The 26,462-nt window shown below is 68.0% G+C and carries 23 protein-coding genes and 1 pseudogene; 11 read left to right on the top strand and 13 right to left on the bottom strand.

What is annotated here, in order from left to right; translation table 11 throughout:
- Positions 1-12: 12 nt before the first annotated feature.
- The 4 genes from ACEOAB_RS28530 to ACEOAB_RS28515 form a co-directional block, all read right to left on the bottom strand.
- Positions 13-1,638, bottom strand: coding sequence for an MFS transporter (locus tag ACEOAB_RS28530; protein ID WP_413749459.1), 1,626 nt, complete (start codon positions 1,636-1,638; stop codon positions 13-15).
- A gap of 29 nt (positions 1,639-1,667) precedes the next feature.
- Entirely contained in the window at positions 1,668-2,438 is a 771-nt protein-coding gene (locus ACEOAB_RS28525; protein WP_056592999.1) for an amino acid ABC transporter permease, read from the bottom strand.
- Between the two features lie 86 nt (positions 2,439-2,524).
- Entirely contained in the window at positions 2,525-3,283 is a 759-nt protein-coding gene (locus ACEOAB_RS28520; RefSeq protein ID WP_056592998.1) for a basic amino acid ABC transporter substrate-binding protein, read from the bottom strand.
- Between the two features lie 95 nt (positions 3,284-3,378).
- Entirely contained in the window at positions 3,379-3,855 is a 477-nt protein-coding gene (locus ACEOAB_RS28515; RefSeq protein ID WP_007829095.1) for an Lrp/AsnC family transcriptional regulator, read from the bottom strand.
- Between the two features lie 176 nt (positions 3,856-4,031).
- Between ACEOAB_RS28515 and ACEOAB_RS28510 the strand changes: the two genes are divergently transcribed.
- The 5 genes from ACEOAB_RS28510 to ACEOAB_RS28490 all read left to right on the top strand — a co-directional run bounded on the left by ACEOAB_RS28510 (position 4,032) and on the right by ACEOAB_RS28490 (position 13,629).
- On the top strand, positions 4,032-7,643 hold the full coding sequence (locus tag ACEOAB_RS28510; protein WP_413749458.1) for an indolepyruvate ferredoxin oxidoreductase family protein: 3,612 nt from the start codon (positions 4,032-4,034) through the stop codon (positions 7,641-7,643).
- A gap of 282 nt (positions 7,644-7,925) precedes the next feature.
- On the top strand, positions 7,926-8,261 hold the full coding sequence (gene yajC, locus ACEOAB_RS28505; protein ID WP_007829092.1) for a preprotein translocase subunit YajC: 336 nt from the start codon (positions 7,926-7,928) through the stop codon (positions 8,259-8,261).
- A 79-nt stretch (positions 8,262-8,340) separates the two neighbouring features.
- Positions 8,341-10,224, top strand: a complete 1,884-nt coding sequence (secD, locus tag ACEOAB_RS28500; protein ID WP_413749457.1) for a protein translocase subunit SecD — start codon at positions 8,341-8,343, stop codon at positions 10,222-10,224.
- Between the two features lie 18 nt (positions 10,225-10,242).
- Positions 10,243-11,196, top strand: coding sequence for a protein translocase subunit SecF (gene secF / locus ACEOAB_RS28495; RefSeq protein ID WP_056592987.1), 954 nt, complete (start codon positions 10,243-10,245; stop codon positions 11,194-11,196).
- Between the two features lie 45 nt (positions 11,197-11,241).
- Complete coding sequence (locus ACEOAB_RS28490; RefSeq protein ID WP_413749456.1) at positions 11,242-13,629, top strand: DUF1631 family protein; 2,388 nt, start codon at positions 11,242-11,244, stop codon at positions 13,627-13,629.
- A gap of 19 nt (positions 13,630-13,648) precedes the next feature.
- Here ACEOAB_RS28490 and ACEOAB_RS28485 read toward each other — a convergent pair whose 3' ends face one another.
- The 3 genes from ACEOAB_RS28485 to ACEOAB_RS28475 form a co-directional block, all read right to left on the bottom strand.
- A complete protein-coding gene (locus tag ACEOAB_RS28485; RefSeq protein WP_056592983.1) occupies positions 13,649-14,167 on the bottom strand; it encodes a Smg family protein in 519 nt (172 codons plus the stop codon).
- A gap of 118 nt (positions 14,168-14,285) precedes the next feature.
- Positions 14,286-15,431, bottom strand: coding sequence for a DNA-processing protein DprA (dprA, locus tag ACEOAB_RS28480; RefSeq protein ID WP_413749455.1), 1,146 nt, complete (start codon positions 15,429-15,431; stop codon positions 14,286-14,288).
- Between the two features lie 34 nt (positions 15,432-15,465).
- Entirely contained in the window at positions 15,466-16,683 is a 1,218-nt protein-coding gene (locus tag ACEOAB_RS28475; RefSeq protein ID WP_007829086.1) for a LysM peptidoglycan-binding domain-containing protein, read from the bottom strand.
- Between the two features lie 159 nt (positions 16,684-16,842).
- Between ACEOAB_RS28475 and def the strand changes: the two genes are divergently transcribed.
- From def to ACEOAB_RS28450, 5 genes and pseudogenes are all read left to right on the top strand, one after another.
- Positions 16,843-17,361: a peptide deformylase gene (gene def / locus ACEOAB_RS28470; RefSeq protein ID WP_413749454.1), complete on the top strand. Its 519-nt coding sequence runs from the start codon at positions 16,843-16,845 to the stop codon at positions 17,359-17,361.
- Between the two features lie 4 nt (positions 17,362-17,365).
- Positions 17,366-17,875, top strand: coding sequence for a hypothetical protein (locus ACEOAB_RS28465; RefSeq protein ID WP_495653279.1), 510 nt, complete (start codon positions 17,366-17,368; stop codon positions 17,873-17,875).
- A pseudogene (gene fmt, locus ACEOAB_RS28460) lies at positions 17,872-18,815 on the top strand (methionyl-tRNA formyltransferase). The gene ACEOAB_RS28465 and the pseudogene fmt overlap by 4 nt, the downstream one beginning before the upstream one ends.
- On the top strand, positions 18,815-19,555 hold the full coding sequence (locus ACEOAB_RS28455; protein WP_413751058.1) for an AzlC family ABC transporter permease: 741 nt from the start codon (positions 18,815-18,817) through the stop codon (positions 19,553-19,555). The pseudogene fmt and the gene ACEOAB_RS28455 overlap by 1 nt, the downstream one beginning before the upstream one ends.
- Positions 19,552-19,890, top strand: coding sequence for an AzlD domain-containing protein (locus tag ACEOAB_RS28450; RefSeq protein WP_007829076.1), 339 nt, complete (start codon positions 19,552-19,554; stop codon positions 19,888-19,890). Before ACEOAB_RS28455 ends, ACEOAB_RS28450 begins: the two co-directional genes overlap by 4 nt.
- Positions 19,891-19,894: 4 nt before the next feature.
- Here ACEOAB_RS28450 and ACEOAB_RS28445 read toward each other — a convergent pair whose 3' ends face one another.
- Genes ACEOAB_RS28445 through ACEOAB_RS28420 form a run of 6 tightly spaced genes read right to left on the bottom strand, consistent with a single transcriptional unit; the run spans position 19,895 to position 25,384 of the window.
- Complete coding sequence (locus ACEOAB_RS28445; RefSeq protein ID WP_413751059.1) at positions 19,895-20,869, bottom strand: Bug family tripartite tricarboxylate transporter substrate binding protein; 975 nt, start codon at positions 20,867-20,869, stop codon at positions 19,895-19,897.
- A gap of 40 nt (positions 20,870-20,909) precedes the next feature.
- The gene (locus ACEOAB_RS28440; RefSeq protein ID WP_495653278.1) at positions 20,910-21,875 is read right to left on the bottom strand and encodes an MBL fold metallo-hydrolase; all 966 of its coding nucleotides are present in this window, start codon (positions 21,873-21,875) and stop codon (positions 20,910-20,912) included.
- A complete protein-coding gene (locus ACEOAB_RS28435; protein ID WP_413751516.1) occupies positions 21,872-22,078 on the bottom strand; it encodes a DUF2783 domain-containing protein in 207 nt (68 codons plus the stop codon). Before ACEOAB_RS28435 ends, ACEOAB_RS28440 begins: the two co-directional genes overlap by 4 nt.
- Positions 22,075-23,727, bottom strand: coding sequence for an FAD-dependent monooxygenase (locus ACEOAB_RS28430; protein ID WP_495653277.1), 1,653 nt, complete (start codon positions 23,725-23,727; stop codon positions 22,075-22,077). Before ACEOAB_RS28430 ends, ACEOAB_RS28435 begins: the two co-directional genes overlap by 4 nt.
- Before the next feature lie 6 nt (positions 23,728-23,733).
- Complete coding sequence (locus tag ACEOAB_RS28425; RefSeq protein ID WP_413749534.1) at positions 23,734-24,855, bottom strand: alpha/beta hydrolase family protein; 1,122 nt, start codon at positions 24,853-24,855, stop codon at positions 23,734-23,736.
- On the bottom strand, positions 24,848-25,384 hold the full coding sequence (locus ACEOAB_RS28420; RefSeq protein WP_056592947.1) for a VOC family protein: 537 nt from the start codon (positions 25,382-25,384) through the stop codon (positions 24,848-24,850). Before ACEOAB_RS28420 ends, ACEOAB_RS28425 begins: the two co-directional genes overlap by 8 nt.
- A gap of 91 nt (positions 25,385-25,475) precedes the next feature.
- Here ACEOAB_RS28420 and ACEOAB_RS28415 point away from each other — a divergent pair, with 91 nt between their 5' ends.
- Positions 25,476-26,381, top strand: a complete 906-nt coding sequence (locus ACEOAB_RS28415; protein ID WP_413749535.1) for a LysR family transcriptional regulator — start codon at positions 25,476-25,478, stop codon at positions 26,379-26,381.
- Positions 26,382-26,462: the final 81 nt, after the last annotated feature.

Raw genomic sequence — 26,462 nt, 5'->3', positions numbered from 1 at the left:
GCTCCGCCCGGCTCAGCGCCGCACCACGTAGCGCGTCACCACCGGCGGCGACTCGCCCAGGTGGAACGCCAGCCGGCGCTCGCGCAGCGCCATGTCGGCGGCGGTGGCGCGGTTGAAGCGGCGCAGGTGGTCGGTCCACGATTCGTCGACGATCTGCTCCACGTAGCGTTCCGGCTGCGCGATGTCGTGCAGCAGCTCCCAGCCGATGGCGCCCTGGCTCAGGCGCGCGCGGCGGGTCTGCTGCATCACGAGGTGGAAGGCGGGGGCGCGGGCCGGGTCGATCATGAATTCCACTGTGATGACCACGCGGCCGTCTTCCTGTGGCGCCTCGGCGGGCGGGCCGGCAGCCCAGCCGGCCTGGGCGGGGCTGGTGTCGTCCTCGCCGCTCACGTCGGTCACCCAGCGCAGCGCGGCGAGCATCAGCAGCGTGCCGCTGACGGCCGCCACGCACAGGCTGGCGACCAGCGTGGTGACCGTGGCTACCTGGCCCCAGAGCGCCGCGCCGATCGCGCTCGCGCCCATGATGGCCATCTGGTACATCGACATGCCGCGCGCGCGCACCCAGTCGGGCAGCGCGAGCTGGGCCGACACCGACAGCGAGTTGGCCACCGTGATCCACGCCATGCCGCCGAAGAACATTGCCGGCACCGCGACCCATGCATTCGGCGCGAAGGCCATGACGGCGGTGGCGCCCGACTGCAGCAGCGTGCCGCGCAGCACCAGCTGGTCGCGACCCATCGCCTGGCGCAGCCGCGGCAGGAACAGCACAGCGACGATCGCGCCCGATCCCATGGCCGCCAGCAGCAGCGTGAAGGTGCCGGCGCCGCCGCCCTCGAGGTTGCGCGCCAGCAGCGGCAGCAGCGCCAGCAGCGCGGTCGAGTGGAAGAAGAAGATCGAGATGCGCGTGAGCACCGCGCGCATGCGCTGCGACTGCCGCACGAACTGCACGCCCACGCGCATCGCGCTGATGAGCTTCTCGCGGCCCAGCGGGTTGGGCGTGTGCTCGCGCCGCCAGCGCAGCACCACGAAGCCCGAGGCCACCGACAGCACCGCGTTGAGCGCGAACACCCACACGGTGCCGGCGCTCGCGATCAGCATGCCGGCCGTAAGCGGGCCGACGATGCGCGAGGCGTTCATCGCGATGCCGTTCAGGCCCAGCGCGGCCGGCAGCTGCGGGCGCGGCACCAGCTCGGGCACGATGGCCGCGAACACCGGCCAGCGCAGCGCCAGGCCGATGCCGTTGGCGAAGGTCAGCGCCAGCAGCAGCGGCGCGGTCATGAGGTCGAGCGCCAGCGCGGCGCACAGCACGATGGCCGTGCCGGCCAGCCAGAACTGCGTGGCCACCAGCCAGCGCCGGCGGTCGAGGATGTCGGCCAGCGCGCCGCTGGGCAGGCCCAGCAGGAACACCGGCAGCGTGGAGGCAGACTGCACCAGCGCCACCCAGATCGGCGAGGTGGTCAGCGAGGTCATCATCCACGCGGCGGCCACGTCGTTCATCCACATGCAGATGTTGGCGACGAGCCAGGTGCTCCACAGCATGCGGAACACGGGGAGCTGGAGGGGCACGAGGGCCGCGAGCTTCGCTGGCTGCGGCCGCGCGGGCGGGATGGGCGTCTCTTCGGGGGATATGGGTGGCATGTGGCGCTATTTTGGCGCGCCCGCCGCCGTCATCCCCTGTCGCTGCGGGCGAGGCGGTGTTCGAGGCGGCGCAGCATCGTGGTCAGCACCAGCGTCATCACCCAGTAGATGACCGAGATCGCGAGGTACGGCTCCCAGTAGCGCGCATAGGCGCCGGCCACGGTGCGCGCCGCGTAGGCCAGCTCGGCCAGTCCGATGGCCGAGACCAGCGACGTGTCCTTCAGCAGCGCGATCGCGTTGTTGCCCAGCGGCGGCAGCATGCGACGGAAGGCCTGCGGCAGCACCACGTAGCGCATCACCTGCGCGGGCGAGAAGCCGATCGAGCGGCCCGCATCGAACTGTCCGCGCGAGATCGACTGGATGCCGGCGCGGAACACCTCGGAGATGTAGGCCGCCGAATTGAGCGTGAGCGCCACCACGCCGGAGATGAGCGCGCCGTGCTCCTGCTTGAGCGTGCGCGCGAGCTCGCCGTCGATCAGGATGCCCGTCGTCGGGTGGATGAACACCGGCATCACCGCGAAGTGGATCAGCAGGATCTGCACGAACAGCGGCGTGCCGCGGAAGAAGCTCACGTACACCGTGGCCGGCCAGCGCAGGAAGAAGCGCGCGATCCAGGTCCAGGGGGCGTGGCGCGGATGCGCCAGGCGCGCGAGCGCGAGGCACAGGCCCCAGCTCGAACCCAGCAGCACGCACACCACGGTCATGCGCAGCGTCATCCAGGCGCCTTGCCAGAACAGGTCCTTGTATTCGACCAGGATGTCCCATCGGAACCATCCGAAAAGAAGAATTGGTTGTTCCATCTATCGCCTCCGCTTCATCGCGTCAAACTCAAAAAACAAACGGCCGCATCGTGGCGGCCGTGATCGGATCACAGGCGGGGTGCGGCTCAGCGGACGTTCGGGTCCTTGTTGAACCACTTCTTGTAGATCGTCGCGTAGCTGCCGTCGGCGCGGATGGCCGCGAGGCCGGCGGTGAGCTTGTCGAGCAGGGCCTTGTCGCCCTTCTTCACGACGATGCCGAAGCCCTCTTCGGGGAAGGACTTGTCGTCCAGCGTCTTCAGGTCGGGGTTCTGCGCCACGCGATAAGCGATGACGCCGTTGTCGCCCATGGCGGCATCGACGCCGCCGCCGGCCAGCTCGGAAATGATGAGCGGCGTGCTCTCGAAGCGGCGGATGTCGGGGTTGGTCTTGCCGAACTCGCGCGAGGCGATGTCGTCGGCGGTGGAGGCGCTGACCACGGCGATCTTCTTGCCGGCGAGGTCCTTCAGTGAGGCGACCTTGCTGTTCTTCGGCAGCGCGATCAGCTGGCGGGCCGCGAAGTACGGCGGCGTGAAGTCGTAGCTCTGCTTGCGCTTCTCGTTGATGGTGACGCCCGAGATCACGAGGTCGACGTCGCCGTTGTTCAGCGCGCCGAAGATGCCGGTGAAAGGCGTGTTGACGATCTTGATCTTCAGGCCCTGCTGCTTCGCGATGGCGTTGATGATGTCGATGTCGAAACCGACGATCTGCTTGTCCTTGTTCTCGAAGGCGAAGGGCGCGTAGGTGGCGCTGGAGGCTACGGTGAGTTCGCGGTTCTGCGCCTGGGCACTGAATGCGAGCGTGGCGGCTGCGAGGCCAAGGGCCAGGGCGCGGCGGAGGAGATTCATTCGGGGTCCTTGTTTTTCGCCGTCCGGCGGGAGGTGGTGGGCGGGGATTTTAGGCTGTCGCTATCGGGCGGCGGCGGCGGCGTCGCCGCATGCACTCAGCGTGCCAGATGCCCCAGCGGCAGCGCGCTGCTCGCCTTCACCTCGCCCAGCGAGAAACTGGTGTGCAGGTCCTTCACGTTCGGCAGGTTCATCAATTGCTGGCGCGCAAAGGACGAGAAGCTGTCGAGGTCCTGCGCCACCACCTGGAGTTCGAAGGTGCCGGTGCCGCTGATGTAGTGGCAGGCCACCACCTCGGGCATCCTGCGGATCGCATCCTCCAGCTTGCGGGTGGCCTCGTGGGTGACGCGCTCGGTGTCCACGCGCACGAAGGCAAGCACGCCGAGACCGATCTTGTGGCGGTCGATCTCGGCGTGGTAGCCCTTGATGACGCCCGCCTCCTCGAGTGCCCGCACCCGGCGCCAGCAGGGCGCGGCCGAGAGCCCCACGCGTTGCGCAAGCTCGGCGTTGGTGAGGCGACCGTCGGCCTGCAGTTCTTGCAGGATTGCGAGGTCGAACTTATCGATGCTTTCCATTGGCGCGGATTTTAAGCAAGATTCTTTCTGGAAGCCGCTTTTTCGAGGCAAAGAACGCAAACACCTGTCGCCGACCCCGGCATACACTTTGCGTGACCATGGGCTCGCGCCCTACCGGGCACAGACCCAAGCAATCAGCCAGGCCCACAAGGCCCCGCCATACGGAGACAGACACCATGAACGCCCCGCTGCCCGAGCACATCCGCAAGGCGCTAGAAACCGTCACGCTCGACGACAAGTACTCCCTCGACTACGGCCGTGCCTTCATGAGTGGTGTGCAGGCCCTCGTGAAGCTGCCCATGCTGCAGCAACTGCGCGACAAGCAGGCCGGCAAGAACACCGCCGGCTTCATCAGCGGCTACCGCGGCTCCCCGCTTGGCGGCTATGACCAGGCGCTATGGAAGGCCAGCAAGTTCCTCAAGGAGCGGAACATCGTCTTCCAGCCGGGCGTGAACGAAGAGCTGGCGGCCACCGCGCTCTGGGGCACTCAGCAGCTGGGCTTCTCGCCCGCGGGCACCAACAAGTTCGACGGCGTGTTCGGCATCTGGTACGGCAAGGGCCCGGGCGTGGACCGCTGCTCCGACGTCTTCAAGCACGCCAACATGGCCGGCACCACCGAATTCGGCGGCGTGATCGCGGTGGCGGGCGATGACCACATCTCCAAGAGCAGCACGGCCGCGCACCAGAGCGACCACATCTTCAAGGCCTGCGGCACGCCGGTGTTCTTCCCGGCCAATGTGCAGGAAATCCTCGACCTGGGCATCCACGCCTTTGCCATGAGCCGCTTCTCGGGCGTGTGGTCGGGCATGAAGACGATCCAGGAGATCGTCGAATCGAGCGCCACGGCCATGATCGACCCCGAGCGCGTCGAGATCGTCATCCCCACCGATTTCGAGATGCCGCCCGGCGGCCTGCACATCCGCTGGCCCGACCATGCGCTGGAGCAGGAAGCCCGGCTCATGCACTACAAGTGGTACGCCGCGCTCGCCTACATCCGCGCCAACCGGCTGAACCACAACGTGATCGAGGGCCCGAACGACCGCTTCGGCATCATGGCCAGCGGCAAGGCCTTCAACGACACGCGCCAGGCGCTGATCGACCTGGGCCTGGACGACGCGGCCTGCCGCCAGCTCGGCATCCGCCTGCACAAGGTAGGCGTGGTGTGGCCGCTGGAGGCGCAGCTCACGCGCGAATTCGCCACCGGCCTGCAGGAGATCCTGGTGGTAGAGGAGAAGCGCCAGGTCATCGAATACCAGCTCAAGGAAGAGCTCTACAACTGGCGACCCGACGTGCGTCCCAACGTGGTCGGCAAGTTCGACGAGGGCGAGGTGCACGCGGCCGAAGGCTACTCGGGCGGCGAATGGTCGATGCCCAACCCGACCTCGCACACGCTGCTGCGCGCCAACGCCGACCTGAACCCGGCGCTCATCGCCAAGGCCATCGCCTCGCGCCTGAAGAAGACCGGCCTGCTGGCCGCCGCCGGCGCCGACATGGCCGCGCGCATCGATGCCCAACTCGCCATCCTCGAAGCCAAGGAACGCTCGATGGTGGTGCAGCAGGCCTCCACCAGCGTGGCCGACGCCACGCGCCAGCCCTGGTTCTGCTCGGGCTGCCCGCACAACACCAGCACCGTGGTGCCCGAAGGCTCGCGCGCAATGGGCGGCATCGGCTGCCACTTCATGGCGACCTGGATGGACCGCTCCACCATCGGCTTCACGCAGATGGGCGGCGAGGGCGTGCCGTGGGTGGGCCAGCAGCCCTTCACCACCGACCAGCACATCTTCGCGAACCTGGGCGACGGCACGTACTTCCACAGCGGCCTGCTCGCCATCCGCCAGAGCATCGCGGCGGGCGTGAACATCACCTACAAGATCCTCTACAACGACGCGGTCGCCATGACCGGCGGCCAGCAGGTCGGCGAGCGTCCGGAAGGCCACTCGGTGCTGCAGATTGCCGAGAGCCTGCATGCCGAGGGCGCGGCGAAGGTCGTGATCGTGACCGACGAGCCCGAGAAGTACGAGGGCGTGAACATCCCCGGCGACCACGTGCAGGTGAAGCACCGCGACCTGCTCGACGAGGTGCAGCGCGAGTTCCGCAAGATCCCCGGCACCACGGCCATCATCTACGACCAGACCTGCGCGACCGAGAAGCGCCGCCGCCGCAAGCGGGGCACGGCCGTCGATCCGGCCAAGCGCGTGGTCATCAACGAGTTGGTCTGCGAAGGCTGCGGTGACTGCAGCGTGCAGAGCAACTGCCTGTCGGTCGAACCGCTGGAGACCGAGTTCGGCCGCAAGCGCACCATCAACCAGAGCAGCTGCAACAAGGACATGAGCTGCCTGAAGGGCTTCTGCCCGAGCTTCGTCACCGTCGAAGGCGGCCAGCTCAAGAAGAAGGGCAAGAACAAGGGCGCCACGCCGGCCGAGTTCGGTCTGCTGCCCGAGCCCGCGATTCCGTCGCTGGTCGGCGGCAAGGTCTGGGGCGTGGTGGTGGCGGGCGTCGGCGGCACCGGCGTGATCACCATCGGCCAGCTGCTCGGCATGGCGGCGCACATCGAGGCCAAGGGCATCGTCACGCAGGACGCGGCCGGCCTCGCGCAAAAGGGCGGCGCCACCTGGAGCCACGTGCTGATCGGCGACACACAGGACGACATCCGCACCACGCGCGTCGGCACCGCGGCGGCCGACCTGATCCTGGCCTGCGATCCGCTGGTCACGGTCAACGGCGAAACCATGGCGCGCATGCGCGAAGGGCGCACGCACGTGGCGCTCAACAGCCACAGCTCGCCGACGGCGGCCTTCGTGCGCAACGCCAACTGGCAGAACCCCGAAGACGCCTGCGCCGCCGAGATCGCGCGCGCCGTGGGCGTCGACGGCATGGGCACCTTCGACGCCGATGCCGCCGCCACCGCGCTGATGGGCGACAGCATCTACGTCAACCCGATGATCCTGGGCTACGCCTGGCAGAAGGGCTGGGTCCCGTTGGCGCACGAGTCGCTGATGCGCGCCATCGAGCTCAACGCCGTGGCCGTCGAGAACAACAAGACGGCGTTCGAATGGGGCCGCCAGGCGGCGGTGCGTCCTGAAGAGCTGCAAAAGCGCGTGCGTCCCGGCCAGGTCATCGAGTTCAAGAAGCGCGAATCGGTCGAAAGCCTGGTGGCGCGCCGCGTCGAATTCCTGACCGGCTACCAGAACGCCGCCTACGCCGATGAATACAAGCAGTTCGTCGGCAAGGTGCAGCAGGCCGAATCGGCCGCCGGCAAGAGCACCGCGCTGACCGAAGCGGTCGCGCGCTATCTGTTCAAGCTGATGGCCTACAAGGACGAGTACGAAGTCGCCCGCCTGCATACCGACCGTGCCTTCCTCGACCGCGTCGAAGGCATGTTCGAGGGCGACTACAAGCTCAACTACCACCTGGCGCCGCCGCTCATCGCGAAGAAGGACGCCAAGGGGCAGCTCCAGAAGCAGAAGTTCGGTCCCTGGATGCTCACGGGCTTCCGCTTCCTCGCGAAGCTGAAGGGCCTGCGCGGCACGGCGCTCGACATCTTCGGCCGCACCGAAGAGCGCAAGACCGAGCGTGCGTTGATCGGCGAGTACCGCGCCAGCATCGAGGAAGTGATCGGCGGCCTGCGCGCGGACAACCACGCGCTGGCGCTGGAAATCGCGGCCCTGCCCGAACAGATCCGCGGCTACGGCCACGTGAAGGATCGCAACCTGGCGGCAGCCCGTATCCGCTGGAGTGAGCTGATGGCCAAGTGGCGCAACCCGCAGGGGCAGCGCGCGGCGGCCTGATCTTCAGGGCTGGTCGACATGCAACGGGCGCCCGATGGGCGCCCGTTGCTATTTAAAACGTAGCAAACGGCGCGCGATCCACTGCCCGGAAAGCCCTCCCCGCCGCGCCGGATAAGCGCGCGGAGCGGTCATCTGCGCCGAATACAATGTCCGGTGCTGTGCGCGGCCAAGCCCCGCCGCGCTTTGACTTGCGGTCCGCCTCCTTCGCGGCCGCGAAGCCCAAGGAACCGCGGGCACGTCCTGCGCTCCCATCGTTTTCTCTTCCCTCTGCTGGAGACTCTCTTGTTCATTTCCTCTGCTTTCGCCCAGACCGCGCCCGCTGCAGCCGGCGGCGGTGACATGTTGTCCTCCCTCGGCAGCATGCTGCCGCTGGTGCTGATGTTCGTGGTGCTGTATTTCGTCATGATCCGGCCCCAAATGAAGCGCCAGAAGGAAGCCCGCGCCATGATCGAGGCCCTGGCCAAGGGCGACGAAGTCGCCACCGCCGGCGGCGTGCTCGGCAAGATCACCTCGATCGGCGACCAGTACCTCGGCCTCGAAATCGCCAATGGCATCGAGATCAAGATCCAGCGCAGCGCCGTGGTGCAGGTCCTGCCCAAGGGCGCCGTCAAGCAATAAAAGCGTGAGCTGAACCTTGCGCCTTGCGGCGCAGGGCCCCAATTCACGCCGTGTTCCGTTTCAGAAAAAGCGCTTTCTCATGAACCGTTACCCGGTCTGGAAGTACGCGATCATCGTGGTCGTGTTGCTCGTGGGGCTCATCTACGCCCTGCCCAATTTCTTTGGTGAGGCGCCTGCGGTGCAGGTGTCGGCTGCGAAGTCGACCGTCAAGATCGACGCGTCGACCCGGGCCAGGGTGCAGGAGCTGCTCAAGACGGCCGGCCTCACGCCCGAGCTGCTGAGCCTCGAACCCACCGCGGTGCGGGCGCGGTTCGCCACCACCGACGACCAGATCAAGGCGCGCGATACGCTGCAGCAGGCCCTGGTGCCGAACGCGGACGAAGCCTCCTACGTGGTGGCGCTGAACCTCGTGTCGCGCTCGCCCTCTTGGCTGACCGCGCTGCACGCCTTCCCGATGTACCTGGGCCTCGACCTGCGCGGCGGCGTCGACTTCCTGCTGCAGGTCGACATGCGCGGCGTGCTCGACAAGAAGGCCGAATCCTTCGCCGGCGACATCCGCATGGGGCTGCGCGAAAAGAAGGTGCGCGGCAGCGCCGTGAACCGCAACGGCCAGACCGTCGAAATCACGCTGCGCGACGCCGACAGCGTGGAAACCACCCGGCGCCTGATCCAGGACACGATGCCCGACCTCAGCACCGTCGAGAGCCAGCAGGGCACCGAATGGCGCATCGTGGCCAGCATCAAGCCCGAGGCCGCGCGCCGCATCCAGGACGCGGCGCTCAAGCAGAACGTCACGACGCTGCACAACCGGATCAATGAACTCGGCGTGGCCGAACCGGTGATCCAGCAGCAGGGCATCGACCGCATCGTCGTGCAGCTGCCCGGCATGCAGGACCCGGCCCAGGCCAAGACCATCATCGGACGCACGGCCACGCTCGAAATGCGCATGGTGGACGAAAGCGCCGAAGGCCGCTCGGCCGAGCTGAGCGGTGGCCCGGTGCCCTTCGGCTCCGAGAAATTCCTCGACCGCCAGGGCCGTCCGGTGATCGTGAAGAAGCAGGTGCTCGTCACCGGCGAGAACCTCACCGACGCGCAGCCCGGCTTCGACCAGCAGAGCAACCAGCCCAAGGTCGACCTGACCATGGACGCGAAGGGCGGCACCATCATGCGTGACGTGAGCCGCGAGAACTACAAGAAGCGCATGGCCATGCTGATCTTCGAGAAGGGCAAGGGCGAAGTGCTCACGGCCCCGTCGATCAACGGCGAACTGGGCAACCGCTTCCAGGTGTCGGGCTCGATGACCGTGTCCGAAGCCAACGACCTCGCGCTGCTGCTGCGCGCCGGCTCGCTGGCCGCGCCGATGGAAATCATCCAGGAACGCACCATCGGCCCGACGCAGGGTGCGGAGAACATCAAGAAGGGCTTCGACAGCGTGATGTACGGCTTCGCCGCGATCATGGTGTTCATGTGCATCTACTACGCGCTGTTCGGCCTGTTCTCGTCGATCGCGCTGGCCGTCAACCTGATGCTGCTGGTGGCCATTCTCTCGATCCTGCAGGCCACGCTCACGCTGCCGGGCATCGCGGCCATGGCGCTGGCCATCGGCGTGGCGATCGACTCCAACGTGCTGATCAACGAGCGCGTGCGCGAGGAACTGCGCAACGGGGCGTCGCCGCAGGCGGCGATCCATGCGGGCTACGAACGCGCCTGGGGCACCATCCTCGACTCCAACGTGACCACGCTGATCGCGGGTATCGCGCTGCTGGCCTTCGGCTCGGGTCCGGTGCGTGGCTTTGCGGTGGTGCACTGCATCGGCATCGTCACCTCGATGTTCTCGGCCGTGTTCTTCTCGCGCGGCCTCGTGAACTTCTGGTACGGCCAGAAGAAGAAGCTCAAGACGGTGTCCATCGGCACGGTCTGGCGGCCGAAGACCGACGGCGCGGCCGTGGCCGAAACCAAGTAAGAGGCAGAAGAGACAGCCATGGAATTCTTCCGCATCCACAAGACCATCCCGTTCATGCGCCATGCGCTGGTGCTGAACATCATCTCCTTCGTCACCTTCGCGCTGGCGGTGTTCTTCCTGTTCCACCGCGGGCTGCACCTGTCGGTGGAGTTCACCGGCGGCACGGTGATGGAAGTGGCGTACACGCAGTCGGCCGACGTGGGCAAGGTGCGCGACATCGTCGGCAAGCTGGGCTACACCGAAGTTCAGGTGCAGAGCTTCGGCAAGTCGGTGCAGATCCGCCTGCCCGTGAAGAAGGGCGTGACCTCCGCCCAGCAGAGCGCACAGGTGATGGACGCGCTGAAGGTGGCCGAGCCGACGGTGGAGCTGCGCAGCAACGAATTCGTCGGCCCGCAGGTCGGCGACGAACTCACCACCAACGGCCTGAAGGCCCTGGGCATGGTGGTCGTGGGCATCATGATCTACCTGGCGTTCCGCTTCGAGTGGAAGTTCGCGCTGGCCACCGTGCTGGCGAACCTGCACGACGTGGTGATCATCCTGGGCTTCTTCGCCTTCTTCCAGTGGGAGTTCTCGCTGGCGGTGCTGGCGGCGGTGCTGGCGGTACTGGGCTATTCGGTGAACGAATCGGTCGTGATCTTCGACCGGATCCGCGAGAACTTCCGCCGCTACCGGAAGATGTCGACCACCGAGATCATCGACAACGCAATCACCTCGACCATCAGCCGGACCATCATCACCCACGGCTCCACCCAGCTGGTGGTGCTGTCGATGTTCTTCTTCGGCGGCCCGACCCTGCACTACTTCGCGCTGGCGCTGACCATCGGCATCTGCTTCGGCATCTACTCGTCGGCCTTCGTGGCGGCGGCGATCGCCATGTGGCTCGGCGTGAAGCGCGAAGACCTCATCAAGGGCGGCCCGACCAAGCGCGACGGCGAATCCGAGGACGACCCGAACGCCGGCGCCGTGGTCTGACGGATACTTCGGGGTTCAAACTACCCTGGCCTTCCCGACTTTTCAATGAGCATTGCGCGGTCCGCCTCTTCCCTGCAGCTCGCACGCGAGACGCGTGAGCGTTTCGTATCGGCCACCGAGGGGGCCATTGCGCCGCTGGCCGACGCGATCCGGGACCGGCTGACGGCCCTGGCCTCCGAGGCCGGCAACGCCCGTTCCATGCAGGAAAACCGCGATGACTTCGTCGCGTTCCAGGGCCACGCCACGCAATGGGTGACGCTCGCCCAGGCCGGCTGGCGCAAGGCGCTGGGCACCACATCCGGCGCCATGACCGCACCTGCGGCGCTGCGGCTCGAACTGATCGGCAATGAAGTGGTGGAGAGCAACATCCTCTCCTCGCGCCTCGCGCAGATGATCCACGACAAGGCCAGCTTCGAACTCAGCGACCTGCGCCTGCGCATCCAGCACCTCGAAGGCACGACCGAGCTCGACGCCAAGGACGTGCTCAAGCCCGAGACGCTGGCCAAGCTGCTGGTCGACCAGTGGCTGGCGGCTGGCCTGAGCCGCGGGTTGTGGGCCCGCGTGCAGGACACGGTGCAGCAGGGGCTGGTCGAGGTGATCGTCAAGGCCTACGAGAGCGCCAATGCCTATCTGATCGCCAATGGCGTGATGCAGGAGATCGATCTCAAGAGCTTTGTCCGGCGCACGGGCAATGCAGGCGGGGGCGGATCGGGCGTCGCGCCGGTCGACAGCGGCATGACCGGCGGTTCCACCATTGCGCAGCGCCCCGGGCACGGATTCGAAAGACATCAGCAGGCGTCCATGCCCTCGACCATGGCGCCCACCTCGACCACCGGCGGCTCGCCGCTGATGATCGCGCGGCAACGTGCGCAGACCGCGCTGCTGAGCCTCAAGCGCTTCGTGACCGCGCGCATCGGCGGCGACGCGGGCGGTGCCGCCGCACAGTTCCAGGCCGGGGGCGCGGAAGGGCGCGCAACGGGTGGCGGCAGCCAAGGCAGCCAACCGGGCCAGAGCGGCGGCGCGGCGCCCCGCGTGTTCTCCAGGACCTTCGCCGGCGCCATCGCCGACGCCGAGGTTGCCTACCGGATGGCCGCCACGCAGTACATGGATGGCGCGGGCGAACAGGCCACGCTGATCCAGCAGACCGCCGTCGACCTGCGCCGGCGCTCCACCGAGCTCAAGAAGCGCGCGCCCACCACAGCCGACAAGGCCACGGTCGAGATCGTGGCGCTGATGTTCCAGGCCATCCTGGCCGAAGAGCGCATTCCGTTCTCGGCGCGCGTGTGGTTCGCGCGCCTGCAGATGCCGGTGCTGCGCGTGGCCATCGCCGAGCCCGAGTTCTTCGGCACGCTGCAGCACCCCGCGCGCATGCTGATCGACCGCATGGGCTCCTGCGTGATGGGCTTCGACGCGGCCGCCATCACCGGCAGCGCGCTCGAAGGCGAGATCCGCCGCGTCGTGCAGGTGATCGAGCAGTACCCCGAAACCGGCCAGCGCGTGTTCAAGCTGGTGTTCGACGAATTCGTCGCCTTCCTCAACCGCTACCTGACCCAGAGCGACACCACGCAGCGCGTGATGAGCGTGGCGCAGCAGGTCGAGCAGAAGGAGACGATGGCGATCCAGTACACCATCGAGTTGCGCAAGATGCTCAACGACATGCCGGTGCGCGACGAGATCCGGGAGTTTCTCTTCAAGGTCTGGGCCGAGGTGCTCGCCATTGCCGCGCTGCGCTACGGCGCGCAGGGCGAACAGACCGTGATGCTCAAGCGCGTGGCTTCGGAGCTGGTGTGGGCCGCGAGCGCCAAGCCCAACCGAACTGACCGTGCCCGCGTGATCCAGGACCTGCCGCAGCTGCTGCAGCGCCTGCGCCAGGGCATGGCCCTGCTCGGCATCGTGGACGAGCCGCAGGAGGCGCACATCAAGACCATCGGCGCCACGCTGTCCGACGCCTTCCTGTCGAAGACCGAGGCGATCCCGCAGGCCAAGATCGAAGCGATGGCCGAGCGGCTGGCGCACCTGGAAGATTTCGTGACCGACGTGGGCGGCACCGCCGACCTGCCGCTCGATGCTCACAGCATCGAATTGCTGCTGGGCGTGGATGCGGCCTCGATCGAGGTCATTCCCGACGCCGCCGGCACCAAGGTGCCCGAGGACATGCTCGCCTGGGCGCATGAGCTGCAGGTGGGCAACTGGTTCATGCTGGACCACAACGACCGCGTGAGCCAGGTGCAGTTTGTCTGGCGCAGCGATCGCAAGCAGCTGCACCTGTTCGCGTCGGCGGATGGACGCAGCTTCCTGATCCAGGCGGGGCGGCTGGCGACCTACCTGCAGGCCGGGTTGCTGGTGCCGGCGGAAGAAGAAACGCTCACGGTGCGTGCCACGCGCGAAGCGCTGGCCAAGCTGGATGCGAATCCCGAGCGGCTGCTGAACTAGCAGCCAGCTCCCGCGGCGCCTAGTGTGCCGTGCGGCCCTCGCGCGACTCGCAGAGCTCATCGAGCACCAGCGCATCGGGTTCGATGCCCGTGCTCCAGTGCACCATCAATACGATGATCTTCAGCTCGTCTAGCGCGACCGGGTCGCCGGGCGCCGCCATGGCGCGCTCGACGACGATCTCGCGCAGGCCGCAGGGCAGCACGTTCGACGATTCGAGAAAGCGGATGAAGCCGAGGCACTCGGCGCCGAGGTGCTCCTGCTCGGCCTGCGAGTAGATGCGCATCGCATCGGCGGACTGCGGCATGGCCGCTTCGGGAGTGCCCCGAAGAACGACCGTGGCGCTGGCCTCGTCGTTGGCGCTGCGCTCGATCTGCATGCCTTGCGTGGCAAGGCTCAGGCCGTCGAGCCAGTGAAGGGCCTCGCGGATTTCCTCTGCCTCGAAGCCGTGTGCGCTGAGCTTGCGGCCCAGCTGATCGGGTTCGGGACAGGCATCGCCGCGCCAATAGTTTTCGTACACAAAAACAAGCACTTCGAACATGAGCCCAATATAGCCGAGGAACGTTGCTCGCCCCCAGGCTTCGTGCACTTCGTGTCACTTCTCCTTCCCCCTGCCGGGGGCGGCCCCTGCAAAAAGGGCGCGGCCTGGGGCCTGGGATTCAGCCGATGGCCGTTCTCTGGAAGAGCCCGCCGGGCAGGCGTGCGATATGGCCGTCCAGCTCGAGTTCGAGCATCTTCGCCTGCAGTGCCGCGGCACTCCAGCCGGTGCGTGCGCTGAGGGCATCGAGGCTCACCGGGTCGTGGCCGAGGGCTTCCAGAAGCGGGTCTTCGTCGGTGGCGACGGCAGCCGTGCTTCCGTTTCCGGACGTGGGCGCCGCCGCCGCTCGCGGCTGCAGGGGCGGCAGCTCTTCGAGAATGTCGTTGACCGATTCCACGAGCTTCGCGCCCTGTCGGATCAGCGCATGGCAGCCGCGCGATTGCGGCGAATGGATCGAGCCCGGGATGGCGAACACTTCCTTGCCCTGCTCCGACGTGAGCCGCGCCGTGATCAGCGAGCCCGACTGCAGCGCCGCCTCGACCACCAGCGTGCCGCGTGCCAGCCCGGCGATGAGCCGGTTGCGCTTCGGAAAATTCTGCGTGAGCGGCGGCGTGCCCAGCGGCAGCTCGCTCACGATCAGCCCCTGCAGCGTGATGCGGTGCGCCAGGTCGCGATGCCGCGCGGGGTAGACGCGGTCGAGCCCCGTGCCCACCACGGCCACGGTTGCGAGCCGTGGCACATCGCCGGTCGCATCGAGCGCGCCCTGGTGCGCCGCGCCGTCGACGCCCAGCGCGAGGCCCGACACCACGGGCAGCCCCGCCTCGCCCAGCGCCCGCGCGAAGCTGCGCGCGTTGGTGGCGCCCTGCGGCGTTGGATTGCGGCTGCCCACGACGGCGATGCTGTGGCCGAGTTGCGTGAGGTCGAAGTCCGCGGCGCCGAGCACGTAGAGCATCAGCGGCGGGTCGGCCATTTCGAGCAGCGAGGCCGGATAACCGCTGTCGCCCAGCGTCACGATGCGGCGCGAGACGCCGCCATCGGCCGCCTGCAGCCATTGCCAGGTCTGGTCGATCTGTGCCTGCAGGCCGGGAGGCGGCTGCAGCAGCGCTTCGGCCTGTGCCGAGGAGACGACCTCGCGCAGCGCGGCAGGGGGCTGCGCAAAGATGCCGTCGGGCAGCCCGAAGGCCGCGAGCAAACGGCGTGCGGCACCGTCACCGATGCCGGGCGTCAATGAAAGCCGCAGCCAGCCTGCGAGTTCTGCGCGTTCCAAACGAGTGTGCGAGGAATGAAGCCGGGGTCGCTGGTCAGGGGTTGACGAGGAAGTCGCCGGCGCGCGGAGTGTCGTTGATTTCGAGCACCAGCGCGTAGGACACCTTCTCGAAGGTGCGGAACACCATCAGGAGGCCGATGCGTTCGTTCGGCAGCTTGATGGTTTCCTTGCGGGCGCCGGTGCGGTCGAGGATGGTTTCGCCGTTCTTCAGGATGGCCAGCACGTGGCCGTTGTCGATGCCGTCGCGCGTGCCCTTGTTGATGGCCACCACCTGGTTCTGCGCCGCGAACTGCACCGCGTTGCCATAGACCGACACGATGCGGCCGTCCACCTGGGTGGAGGGCGCGCGCGGCGCGTAGCTCAGCAGCTGGCGCGGCGGCTCGGGCAGCAGGCGGTCGCCGGCGCGCATTTCCTCGCGCGACGCGACGATGTCGATGCTGGCGGGCACCACCGTGATGACGTCCTTGTCTTCCACCGTCTCGACCGTGGTCGACTCGCCGCGCTGCAGTCGGGCCTTGCCCAGGTACTGCGCCTCGTAGCCGAGGATTTCGCCCGTGCCCGGGTCCTTCAGCGGCGTGGCGTTGCGGAAGATCCGGAAGTTCTGCACCGGTCCCGGCACCTCGACCAGCGGCGCTTCGGCGCTGCCGCGGGCATAGGCCCGGTCGCCGCGCGACAACAGCACGCGGCTGTCGTTGCCCGCGACGATGCGCGGCGCGCTTTCCAGCGTGCCGGCGTCCACCACGATGGGCTCGCTGAGGAAGGGCTCGATGATGCTCGGGTTGAGCGTGGGCAATGCCATGCCGGCCAGCGAGTCGAAACGGGTGCGGGGTGACAGCTTGATGGTTCCGCCGTCGCCGCTGAAGCCGCCGCGGCGGGTGGTCAGGCGGGCGCGGCCGCCGCTCTTGTCCAGGTAGAGCACCTGGCCCGGATAGATCCGGTGCGGGTTGGCGATTTCATTGATGTTCATGCCCCACAGCTCCGGCCAGCGCCAGGGGCGCAGCAGGTAGAGGCGCGAGATGGCCCAGAGCGTGTCGCCGGGCTTGACGGTGTATTCGTCCGGCGCCTTGGGCGACAGTTCGCTCAGCGGCACGCCGGCCTGGGCGGTCTGCTGCGCCGTGGCGCGCTGCTGCGGGGTGACGGGGTAGTTCTGGGCCCAGGCTGTCGTGGCGCCGCAACTGCCGATGACCGCCAGGGCTGTCAGCGTGGCGAGGAGGGAGGGGCGCTGGCGTTCGGTGAGTCTGAGCTTTTTCATGTCTGGATGGGTGAGCGCCCGCAGTAGCGCGGCGCATACGAATCTCACAATTTGCTACGAATTCTGCGCTGAAGCCCTTTGGAGGGCAACGATTTCGGGCCCCTGCGGCGCCTTGAGTCGCGGAATTGGCGAAAATAGCCACAACTTTCCCCCGATTTCATGGCCAAACGAATCATTCTGAGTTACCCGGACAAACGCCTGCACACGGTGGCCAAGCCGGTGCAAGGTGTCGACGCGCGCGTCAAGGCCCTGGTCGCCGACATGCTGGAAACCATGTACGACGCCAGCGGCATCGGCCTGGCCGCGACCCAGATCGACGTGCACGAGCGCGTCGTCGTCATCGACATTTCCGAGGAGCGCAACCAGCCGATCGTGCTGATCAACCCCGAGATCACCTGGGCCAGCGACGAGAAGGTGCTGAACGAAGAGGGCTGCCTCTCGGTGCCCGGCATCTACGACGGCGTGATGCGTTCCACCTCGGTGAAGGTGCAGGCGCTCGACGAGAACGGCGAGTCGCGCACCATCGAGGCCGACGGCCTGCTGGCCGTGTGCATCCAGCACGAACTCGACCACCTGCTGGGCAAGGTGTTCGTCGAGTACCTTTCCCCCCTGAAGCGCAACCGAATCAAGAGCAAGCTGCTCAAGCAGCAGCGCGAAGACCTGCGCGAACGGGCCTGATCCCATGCGCGCACGCGGTTTCGGTTCCCTTGCCGCGATGGCGGTCGTCGCCGTCGCCGCCCTGGGGCTTGCCGGCTGCGCCAACGAACCCACGCGCGTCCAGCCGGGCGCCACGGCCGCCGACACCCTGCAGCGCCTGGGCGCGCCCACGGGCCGCTACCCTCTGACGGGCGGCGGCGAGCGGCTGCAGTACTCGCGCCTGCCGGCCGGCTTCGAGGTGACCGACATCGATGTCGACGCCTCGGGCAAGGTGGTCTCGGTGACGCAGGTGCTCAGCGAGTCGCGCTTCGGCCAGGACATCAAGGTCGGCCAGTGGCGCCAGAACGATGTGGTGGCCTTCTACGGCCGCCCCTATGAAATCACCCGCGTCAGCTCCTTCGACGGTGTCGTCTGGACCTGGCGCTACAAGGCCGTGAACGAGCGCCGCATGCTGTACATCTACATCGATCCGACCGGCGTGGTCCGGCGCTATCACACGGGGGACGATCTCGAGCTCGATCGGATCCGCGATTGAGCCGCCTCAGAGTCGTTTTCGCGGGCACGCCCGAGTTCGCGCGCGTCGCGCTGGAGGCCATTGCCGCCGCCGGCCATGACGTGGTGCTGGTGATGAGCCAGCCCGACCGGCCCGCCGGCCGCGGCATGAAGCTGCAGGCGTCGCCCGTCAAGCAATGCGCTGTCGCCAACAATTGGCCCGTGGCCCAGCCGCGCAGCCTGCGGCTCGATGGCAAGTACCCCGACGAGGCCTCGGCCGCGCGCGAGACCCTGCTGGCCGCCAGGCCCGACGTGATGGTGGTCGCGGCCTACGGCCTGATCCTGCCCCAGTGGGTGCTCGACCTTCCGGTGCACGGCTGCCTCAACATCCATGCGAGCCTGCTGCCGCGCCGATCCACCGCGCCATCGAGGCCGGCGACGCGCAGACCGGCATCACCATCATGCAGATGGACGCCGGGCTCGACACCGGCGACATGCTGCTGCGCGAGGCCGTCGACATCGGCGACGACAACACCGCCCGCCTGCACGACCGGCTGGCCGAACTGGGCGGAAGGATGATCGTCGAGGCGCTTGCGAATATCGGCGAGCTCGTCCGCACACCACAGCCGGCCGAAGGCGTCACCTACGCCAGCAAGGTCGAGAAGCACGAGGCGCTGATCGACTGGGCCCAGCCGGCCGACGCCATCGTGCGCCGCGTGCGCGCCTTCGACCCCTTTCCCGGCGCCAACAGCCCGCTCGATGGCGAAACCATCAAGCTCTGGGCGGCCCATGCGATGCCGTCCCCCACGGCATCGGCCGCGCCGGGCACGATCCTCGCCGTCACCGATGCCGGCGTGGCCGTGGCGGCGGCTGCCGATTCGGTCGTCGTCGTCACCGAACTCCAGCGACCGGGCGGCAAGCGCCTCGCCGTGGCCGATTTCCTGCGCGGCTTCGACCTGAAGCCCGGGCAGGTGTTCGGCTGATGTTTCTCTCGCAAAGCATCCGCGGCCGCCCGGAATTCCGCATCGGCATGCGCGACATGTCTCCGGTGGCGCTCGGCATCGGCGCCTGGGGGCTGATGACCGGCGTGGCCATGGTCAAGTCGAACATGAGCGTGCTCGAGGCCGTGGCGATGACCCTGCTGGTCTACGCGGGCAGCTCGCAGCTCGCGGCCATTCCGCTGCTGTTCGCGGGCGCGCCGGCCTGGGTGATCCTGGCCACGGGCTTCTGCGTCAACCTGCGCTTCGTGGTGTTCAGCCTGCACCTGCGCCCCTACCTCATGCACATGCCGCGCTGGCGCCGCATGCTGCACGGCTACCTCACGGCGGACATGAGCTACGCGCTCTTCACCAAGAAGTACCCGAAGCCGCCGCTGACCATCGCCGAGCAGGAAGCCCAGGAGGCTTACCTCACCGGTAACTACTTCGTCACCTGGTGCGCCTGGATGGGCATGAGCCTGCTGGGCGTGGCGCTGGCCAACTTCATTCCGCAGAAATGGGGCCTGGGCTTCGCGGGCGTGCTGAGCCTGGTGGCCATCGTCTGTTCGATGGCGACCACGCGGCTGCGCGTGCTGGCCGGGCTGATCGCCGGCGCCACGGCCGTGGCGGCCTATGCGCTGCCGCTGAAGCTCAACATCGTGGTCGCCATCGGCGTGGCCGTGCTGCTGTGCTTCTGGCTCGAAAAGCAGTTCGGCCTCGACCCCACGGCGGAGGACGACAAGTGAGCGCGACCACGGACTGGTGGACCCTGGGCGTGATCGTCGGGCTTGCGCTCGTCACCGTGCTCACGCGCTGCTTCTTCTTCATCCTCGACCGGCCCTGGGGCCTGCCCGATTGGGCGCACCGCGCGCTGCACTACGCGCCGGCCGCTGCGCTCGCGGGCGTGATCGCACCCGAGATCGTCATGACGCAGGGCCACCTGATCACCACGCTGCACGACGCCCGTCTGTACGCGGCGGTGGTCGGCGCGGCGTACTTCTACTGGCGGCGCGGCGTGCTCGGCACGATGCTCGCGGGTATGGCGGTTTATCTGCCGCTGCACTTGGGCTTGGGCTGGTAGGCGGCTAGTCGAGCTTCACGCCTGCGGTCTTGATGATGTTGCCCCAGCGCTCGCTCTCGGCCCGCGAGAGCTTGTAGAAATCCTGCGGCGTCCCCGGCAGTGCCTCGAAGCCGAAGTCCGCGAACAGCTTCACCACCTTCGGCGCCTTCATCGCCTTGTGCAGCTCGGCGTTGAGCCGCGCCACGGCCTCTGTCGGCATGCCGGCCGGGCCGATCAGGCCGTGGAAGGCGTAGGCGTTGACGTCGGGGAAGCCGGCCTCGACGAAGGTCGGCACGTCCGGCAGGGCGCCCGCGCGTTGCGGCAGCGCGATGGCCAGCACGCGCACCTTGCCCGACTTGATGATCGGCAGGCCCGAGGCCAGGTCCAGCATCATCGTCGGCACCTGGCCGCCCATCACGTCGGTCATGGCCGGCGCCGCGCCCTTGTACGGCACGTGCGTGATGCTCAGGCCGGCCTTCTGCTTGAAGAGTTCCATCGCCATGTGGTGTGGCGAGCCGTTGCCGGGCGAGGCGTAGCTCACCTTCTCGGGGTTGGCCTTCACGTAGCGCACGAACTCGGCCACATTCTTCGCGGGAAAGTCGGGGTGCACCACCAGGGCGACCGGGAAGCGGCCGATCGTGCCGATGTAGGTGAAGTCGCTCGCGGGCTTGTAGGGCAGCTTGGCGAACATGTGCTCGTTGAAGAGCAGCGCCGCGTTCTCGGCCTGCATGATGGTGTAGCCGTCGGGCTTGGCCTGCATCATCACGCCCACGCCGATGTTGGTGGAGGCGCCCGGCCGGTTGTCGATGATGAGCGGCTGCCCGAGCGAAGGCTGCATCGCCTCGGCCAGCGTGCGCGCGAGGTTGTCGGTGCCTCCGCCGGCCACGTAGGGCACGATCCATTTGATCGGCTGGGTGGGGTAGGCAGCCGGCTGCGCCGATGCGAGGCCGGTGGCCAGCGCGAAGGCCGCAGCCAGCAGGGGAAGAAAAAATCGCTTCATCGTCTCTTGTCTCCGTTGCTCGTTTTGGAATCGGTTCAGCTCACTCGCCGCGCAGGACCTGCCACAGCTCGCGGTCGCGTTCGGCGGTCCACACCACCGGGTGCTCGATGCCGCGCAGCTCGTCGTAGGCGCGCGAAACGTCGAAGGGCAGCACGTGCTGGAACACGGGCCAGTCGCCGAAGCGCGGCGTCATCGCCGCCTCGGCGCGGGCGAAGCAGCCCTTGAGCGTCTCGCCCGCCGCGATGCCGGCCTTTACGCTCTCGAGCAGCGTCGAGAGGAATGCCTTGGTGAGCGCTATGGCCTCGGCGCATGCAGCCTCGTCCTGCAGCACTGCGCCACGGCCGGGCACCAGCACGCGCGGCTTCAGAGCGGCCACCGCGTCGAGAGTGCCGGCCCAGTCGCCGATGTAGGCGTCGCCCGCATACACGCCGCAGCGGTTCTCGACCACGTCGCCCGAAAAGAGCACGCTGCAGTCGGGCAGCCACGCGACCGCGTCGCCGCCCGAATGGCCGCGGCCCAGGGACATCAGCCGCAACTCGCGGCCGCCGCCCAGCGGCAGCGTGGTCTCGCGATCGAAGACCTTCGTGGGGATGGTCAGCCCCGGTATCTCCTCGACGCCCGCGAACAGGCGCGGAAAGCGGCCGACCTCCGAGTCGAAGTCGGCCTGGCCGCGCGTGTGGATCCAGTAGAGCGTGCCGCTGCTGGCGACGATCTCGCGCACCTCGTCGAAGGCGCTCGCGCCCATCACGCGCACCGCGTGGTAGTGGGTGAGCACGATGGTGCGGATAGGCTTGTCGGTCACCGTGCGGATGGCGGCCAGGAAGTCGCGCGCCATGCGCGGCGTGGGGCGCGTGTCGATCAGCACCACGTGCTCGTCGCCGACGACGAAGCCGCAGTTGGGATCGAAGTCGCTGATGTAGCCATAGGCGCCGGGCCCGAGCTCCTGCAGCCGGGGCTTCTGCTCGCGGGTGTCGGAAGCGGAAGCGAAGGAAACGGTCGTGGTCATGGGGTGTTCGTTGTCGTGAGGTCTTCTTCGGCCGCCGCCTGGATGCAGGCAAGCAGCACGTCCTGGTCGGCGCACTGGTTGGCCAGCAGCAGCACGAGGCGGGCATTGAGGTCGGCGCTCTGCGCTTCGCTGCGGCCTTCGTGTGCCGCGAGCAATGCGGCGTAGAAGCCGTCGGGATCGGGCATGCGGGGCTCGGTGATCATGGGTTGCTGTTGTCGTGGGCAAGCGCGATGCGCAAGGCGGCGGCGATGGTTTCCGGGGTCGGCTTCGCCAGCACGGCCGCGCGGTAGGCGTCGGGCCGCACGAGGACGAAGCCGCCCGTGTCGCCAATGCCGAGATGGCTCGCGAGCTGCTCGTCGGCCTGCAGCGTGGGCAGGCCGCTGTTGCCGCCCACCGCCAGCAAGCGCAGCGGCAGCGACGCAGCAGCCTCGAGCGCCGCACTGGCCTGCTCGCGCGTCGGCGCGAACCACAGGCCGACGCAGTGCGTGCCCTCGGCCAGCAGCTGCATCAACGTCGTCTCGCGCCCATCGGCCCAGCGCAGCGGCAGGTTCTGCACGGATCGCCCGCCCTCGGGCAACTGCGGCGCGGCCGGGTACTCGTTCGCGACCGACATGCGCCCGGTGTTCACCAGCGCGCGCGCAAACGGATGCCGCGCGGCCAGCGTGACCACGGCGCGGCGCAGCGTGTGCTCCGCCGGCGAGCGCGGCGCGAGGAAGCGGGCCGAGCGGCTCGTGACCTGCAGGTTCTGCTTCGCGGCGGGCTGCCGCTCGGCGTCGTAGCTGTCGAGCAGTGCATCGCCCGCCTTTCCCTGGGCGACGAGCGCCAGCTTCCAGCCGAGGTTGGCCGCATCTTGAATCCCGCTGTTCCCGCCGCGCGCACCGAACGGGCTCACCACATGCGCCGCATCGCCGATGAAGAACACGTGGCCGTGCCGGAAGCTGTCGAGCAGGTGGTCGCGGTAGCCGTACGGACCGATCCACACGAACTCGAACTCCACGTCCGGCCCGAGCTGTTGGCGCAGCCGCGCACCCGCCACCTCGGGCTGGCTGATGTAGGCGGTGTCGCAGTCCTCGGGCATCTGGTAATCGATGCGCCACACGCCGTCGGCCATCAGGTGCTGCCACACGCCGCGGCCTTCGTTGAACGGTGCGTCGACCCAGGTCCAGCGCTCGGTCGGCAGCGGCTTTCTGAAGCGCACGTCGCTGATGCACCAGCGGTCGGTGCTGCGCGAGGCGTGCGCCTCGATGCCGAGCTGCGTGCGGATCGGGCTGTTGGCGCCGGTGGCGTCGATCAGCCGGTCGGCCTCGATCGTGTAGCTGCCGGCGGGCGTCTCGATGTCCAGGCGCACACCATCGGCCAACTGCTCGACGCGTGTCAGGCGGCTCTTCCACCGCACATCGGTCATGCCAAGTTCGAGGATGCGCTCGACCAGGAACCACTCGACATAGAACTGCTGCAGGTTGATGAACGGCGGCTGCTTGGAGACGCTGTTGGCCTGCAGGTTGAAGTTGTAGACCTCCTGCTCGCCCGAGAAGGTGCGCCCGAACGACCAGGTGATGCCCTTGGCCGCGATGCGCTCGTAGATGCCGAGGCGCTCGAAGATCTCCAGGCTCTTCTGCGCGTAGCAGATGCCGCGCGACGATGCGCCGCGCACGCCGACGGTGTCGTCCTCGTCGAGCAGCACGGCGTGCACGCCGCGTTGCGCGAGGTCGCAAGCGAGTGTCAGCCCCGAGGGCCCCGCGCCGACGATGACGATGGGGTGCCGCACGACCGTCGTGCCGTTCAGTTCGGGCGGAGGCGTGAAAGGCCAGCTCGGCAGCTCGTAGGCCGGCGCGAATGCAAAGGTTTCCATGATGTTCTAGAGCGCGTGCGCGAACTCGGCGATCGCATCCGCCGCCTTCGGGATCAGCTCTGGCTGCCCCGCGAGATAGTGGTTGCCGCCGACGATGTCGACGTTGCGGATGCGCGATCCACCTGCCGCCATCCACGCGTCGCGCGTGCTCGGGAAGGTCGACTGGTCGCCCGTATAGGTCAGCAGCAGCTTCGGCACCGTGGTGCGCGCGAGGTTGGTCGGTCCGTCGGCCTGCGAGCGCGACGACCATTGCGAGAGAAACGCCGTGAGGGAGGTGGTGCGCCCCATCGCGTTGGCCGAGTAGTTCACCTGCCGCGCGTCGCCCCACACGCTGCCGGGCAAGCGGTCGTTCGCGTCGAGCGACAGGTCCACGCAGCGCGGGTCGGCATGCGTGCGGTAGACGACGAAGGCCTGGTCGCGCGGCGCGCCCGGCGTGCTGCGCAGCAGCGCGAGCCGGTCGATGGCCCACTGCTCGATGCGGTCCAGCCGCGCCTTCTGCGCCGCGCTGAAACGCGCGAGAAAGTCGCTGTCGTAGGGCATGCGGTGGCGCACGTCGTACATGTCGAGTTCGGGGTCCACCGAGAGCGGGTCGTGCTCGTCGGTGACCGACGGATCGATCCAGTCGCGCATCAGCCGCGTGCGGCCCAGGTGCGCGGCGCACAGCGCGATGCCGTCCACCGGCGGCAGGTCGCTCGGGTGCAGGTGCGTGGGGTCGCCGTCGGGCAAATGAGTGGCCGTGAGCTTCTCGGCCTGCGCCTGGTAGAAGCTCGCGAGCGCAGCGCCGCCCGAATTGCCGACGAGGAACACCTTCTCGTAGCCGGCCGCGCGCAGGTACTGCACGCCAGCGCCCAGGTCTTGAATGGCGCGCTCCATCAGCAGCACCGTGTCGTTGCCCACGAAGCGCGAGTTCAGCCCCATGCAGCAGATGCCGCGCTCGGCCAGCGGGCCGATCAGGTAGTGGCCCATGAAGTTGCTGGTCGGGTGCATCACGATGGCCGCCACCTTCTTCGGCCCTGGCGGCGCACGGTAGGCGCCGTAGATGCGCGGGCGCAGCATCTGCAGGCCCGACTGGCTTTCCATCGATGCGCCGGGCTTGACGTCGATGACGGCAAGTTGCAGATCAGACATTCGACACACCCCTTGCAGCACGCAGCTCGGCCTTGCGCGCGGTCCACGCATCGAGGTCCGCATGGGCGCGCAGCGCATGTGCGTCCATCTCGGCCTGCGGCACGGTCGGCGTGGTCAGCTCCACGCGGATGCCGTTGGGGTCGAAGAAGTAGATCGATTCGATGATGTGGTGGTCGGTCACGCCCAGCACCTCGACGCCCGCGCCTTCGAGCCGCGCCTTGGCGGCCAGCAGGTCGGCCACCGAATCGACGCGCAGCGCAATGTGGTTCACCCACGAAGGCGTGTTGGGCGAGGGCAGCGCGGCGACGTCGTCGCCGAGATCGAAGAAGGCGATGTACGAGCCGTCGCGCATCTGGAAAAAGATGTGCACGTAGGGGCAGTACTCGCCCGTGCTCGGCACGTGGTCGCTCTTGATGACGTGGGCCAGCGGCAGGCCGAGCAGGTCTTCGTAGAAGCGGCGGGTTTCCTCGCTGTCGCGGCAGCGCCAGGCGAAGTGGTGCAGCCCGCGCACGGGTGGTGGGGTCGGCATGGCTCGTGTCTCCGGTAAGCCCCGATTGGGCGATGCCGCGTCTTATGATGCAATCGAAATTAATTCATCGATTGATGAAATAACCATATATATGAACCTGACCCTGCGCCAGTTGCGCGCCTTCGCCGCCGTGGCCGAAAGCGGCAGCTTCACCGCCGCGGCGCAGCAGCTGCACCTCACGCAGTCGGCGCTCAGCGTGCTGGTGCGCGAACTCGAACGCGAGATGGGCGTGCAGCTGCTCGACCGCAACACCCGCAGCGTGCAGTTGTCCGAAGCCGGGCGCGAGTTCCTGCCGTCGGTGCATCGCCTGCTCGGTGACCTCACGAGCGCGGTGACGGGCGTCACGGATCTTCGTGACAAGAAGAAAGGCTTGTTGCGGCTTGCGGCGCCGCAGCTCATGGCCTGCACGCTGATGCCGCGCGTGATCGCGGTCTACCGCGCGCAGTACCCCGACGTCGATGTGCGCCTGGCCGACACGCTGCCCGAGAGCCTGCTGGTGGGCGTGACGGCCGGCGACGTGGAGCTGGCCGTGGGCCAGGACGTGGCCGTGGACGGCGCCATCGAGCGCCGCACCCTGTTCCGCGACCGCCACTGGCTGATCTGCCCGCCCGACCACGCCTTCGCCAAGCGCCGCAAGGTGCGCTGGCACGAACTCGGCCCCTACACTTTCATCGCGCCCACGCGCGACTTCCGCCAGCGCGTGCTGCCCGAACTGACGCCGGCCGAGCGCGAGTACATGCTGCGCCCCGGCACCCAGGAGGTGTCGTACATGACCACCGCGCTGGGCATGGTGGCCTCGGGGCTGGGGCTCACGGTGTGCCCGACCTACTCCGCACCGCTGGTGCGCGCGCACGGCCTGCAGATGGTGCGGCTCGAATCGCCCGATTTCCACCGCGAGGTGTGCGTCTACAGCGCGGCGCGGCGCAGCCTTTCGCCGGCCGCCACGGGTTTTGTCGAGATCCTCGAGCAGTTCGCCAGGGCGCAGCAAAAGGCCTGAAAAGCATCGGCCCGCGGCAACAGCCGCCCAGGGCGGCGACGGGGCCAAATCTACAATGCAGGCCGACCCGTCTTCCACCTC

The organism is Variovorax sp. Varisp53 (assembly GCF_059491555.1).
The sequence above is the reverse complement of the archived record's forward strand: the minus strand, read 5'-3'. Positions and strand labels throughout refer to the sequence as shown.

What these genes read in the sequence shown, in the direction of transcription:
- ACEOAB_RS28420 (WP_056592947.1), bottom strand. Translation starts at nt 25,384, where the DNA reads ATGCCGACCCCACCACCCGTGCGCGGGCTGCACCACTTCGCCTGGCGC.
- ACEOAB_RS28475 (WP_007829086.1), bottom strand. Translation starts at nt 16,683, where the DNA reads ATGAAAAAGCTCAGACTCACCGAACGCCAGCGCCCCTCCCTCCTCGCC.
- ACEOAB_RS28415 (WP_413749535.1), top strand. Translation starts at nt 25,476, where the DNA reads ATGAACCTGACCCTGCGCCAGTTGCGCGCCTTCGCCGCCGTGGCCGAA.
- ACEOAB_RS28490 (WP_413749456.1), top strand. Translation starts at nt 11,242, where the DNA reads ATGAGCATTGCGCGGTCCGCCTCTTCCCTGCAGCTCGCACGCGAGACG.
- def (WP_413749454.1), top strand. Translation starts at nt 16,843, where the DNA reads ATGGCCAAACGAATCATTCTGAGTTACCCGGACAAACGCCTGCACACG.
- ACEOAB_RS28425 (WP_413749534.1), bottom strand. Translation starts at nt 24,855, where the DNA reads ATGTCTGATCTGCAACTTGCCGTCATCGACGTCAAGCCCGGCGCATCG.
- ACEOAB_RS28510 (WP_413749458.1), top strand. Translation starts at nt 4,032, where the DNA reads ATGAACGCCCCGCTGCCCGAGCACATCCGCAAGGCGCTAGAAACCGTC.
- ACEOAB_RS28525 (WP_056592999.1), bottom strand. Translation starts at nt 2,438, where the DNA reads ATGGAACAACCAATTCTTCTTTTCGGATGGTTCCGATGGGACATCCTG.
- ACEOAB_RS28485 (WP_056592983.1), bottom strand. Translation starts at nt 14,167, where the DNA reads ATGTTCGAAGTGCTTGTTTTTGTGTACGAAAACTATTGGCGCGGCGAT.
- ACEOAB_RS28455 (WP_413751058.1), top strand. Translation starts at nt 18,815, where the DNA reads ATGTTTCTCTCGCAAAGCATCCGCGGCCGCCCGGAATTCCGCATCGGC.
- ACEOAB_RS28440 (WP_495653278.1), bottom strand. Translation starts at nt 21,875, where the DNA reads ATGACCACGACCGTTTCCTTCGCTTCCGCTTCCGACACCCGCGAGCAG.
- ACEOAB_RS28435 (WP_413751516.1), bottom strand. Translation starts at nt 22,078, where the DNA reads ATGATCACCGAGCCCCGCATGCCCGATCCCGACGGCTTCTACGCCGCA.
- ACEOAB_RS28515 (WP_007829095.1), bottom strand. Translation starts at nt 3,855, where the DNA reads ATGGAAAGCATCGATAAGTTCGACCTCGCAATCCTGCAAGAACTGCAG.
- ACEOAB_RS28520 (WP_056592998.1), bottom strand. Translation starts at nt 3,283, where the DNA reads ATGAATCTCCTCCGCCGCGCCCTGGCCCTTGGCCTCGCAGCCGCCACG.
- ACEOAB_RS28430 (WP_495653277.1), bottom strand. Translation starts at nt 23,727, where the DNA reads ATGGAAACCTTTGCATTCGCGCCGGCCTACGAGCTGCCGAGCTGGCCT.
- ACEOAB_RS28530 (WP_413749459.1), bottom strand. Translation starts at nt 1,638, where the DNA reads ATGCCACCCATATCCCCCGAAGAGACGCCCATCCCGCCCGCGCGGCCG.
- ACEOAB_RS28465 (WP_495653279.1), top strand. Translation starts at nt 17,366, where the DNA reads ATGCGCGCACGCGGTTTCGGTTCCCTTGCCGCGATGGCGGTCGTCGCC.
- secD (WP_413749457.1), top strand. Translation starts at nt 8,341, where the DNA reads ATGAACCGTTACCCGGTCTGGAAGTACGCGATCATCGTGGTCGTGTTG.
- secF (WP_056592987.1), top strand. Translation starts at nt 10,243, where the DNA reads ATGGAATTCTTCCGCATCCACAAGACCATCCCGTTCATGCGCCATGCG.
- ACEOAB_RS28445 (WP_413751059.1), bottom strand. Translation starts at nt 20,869, where the DNA reads ATGAAGCGATTTTTTCTTCCCCTGCTGGCTGCGGCCTTCGCGCTGGCC.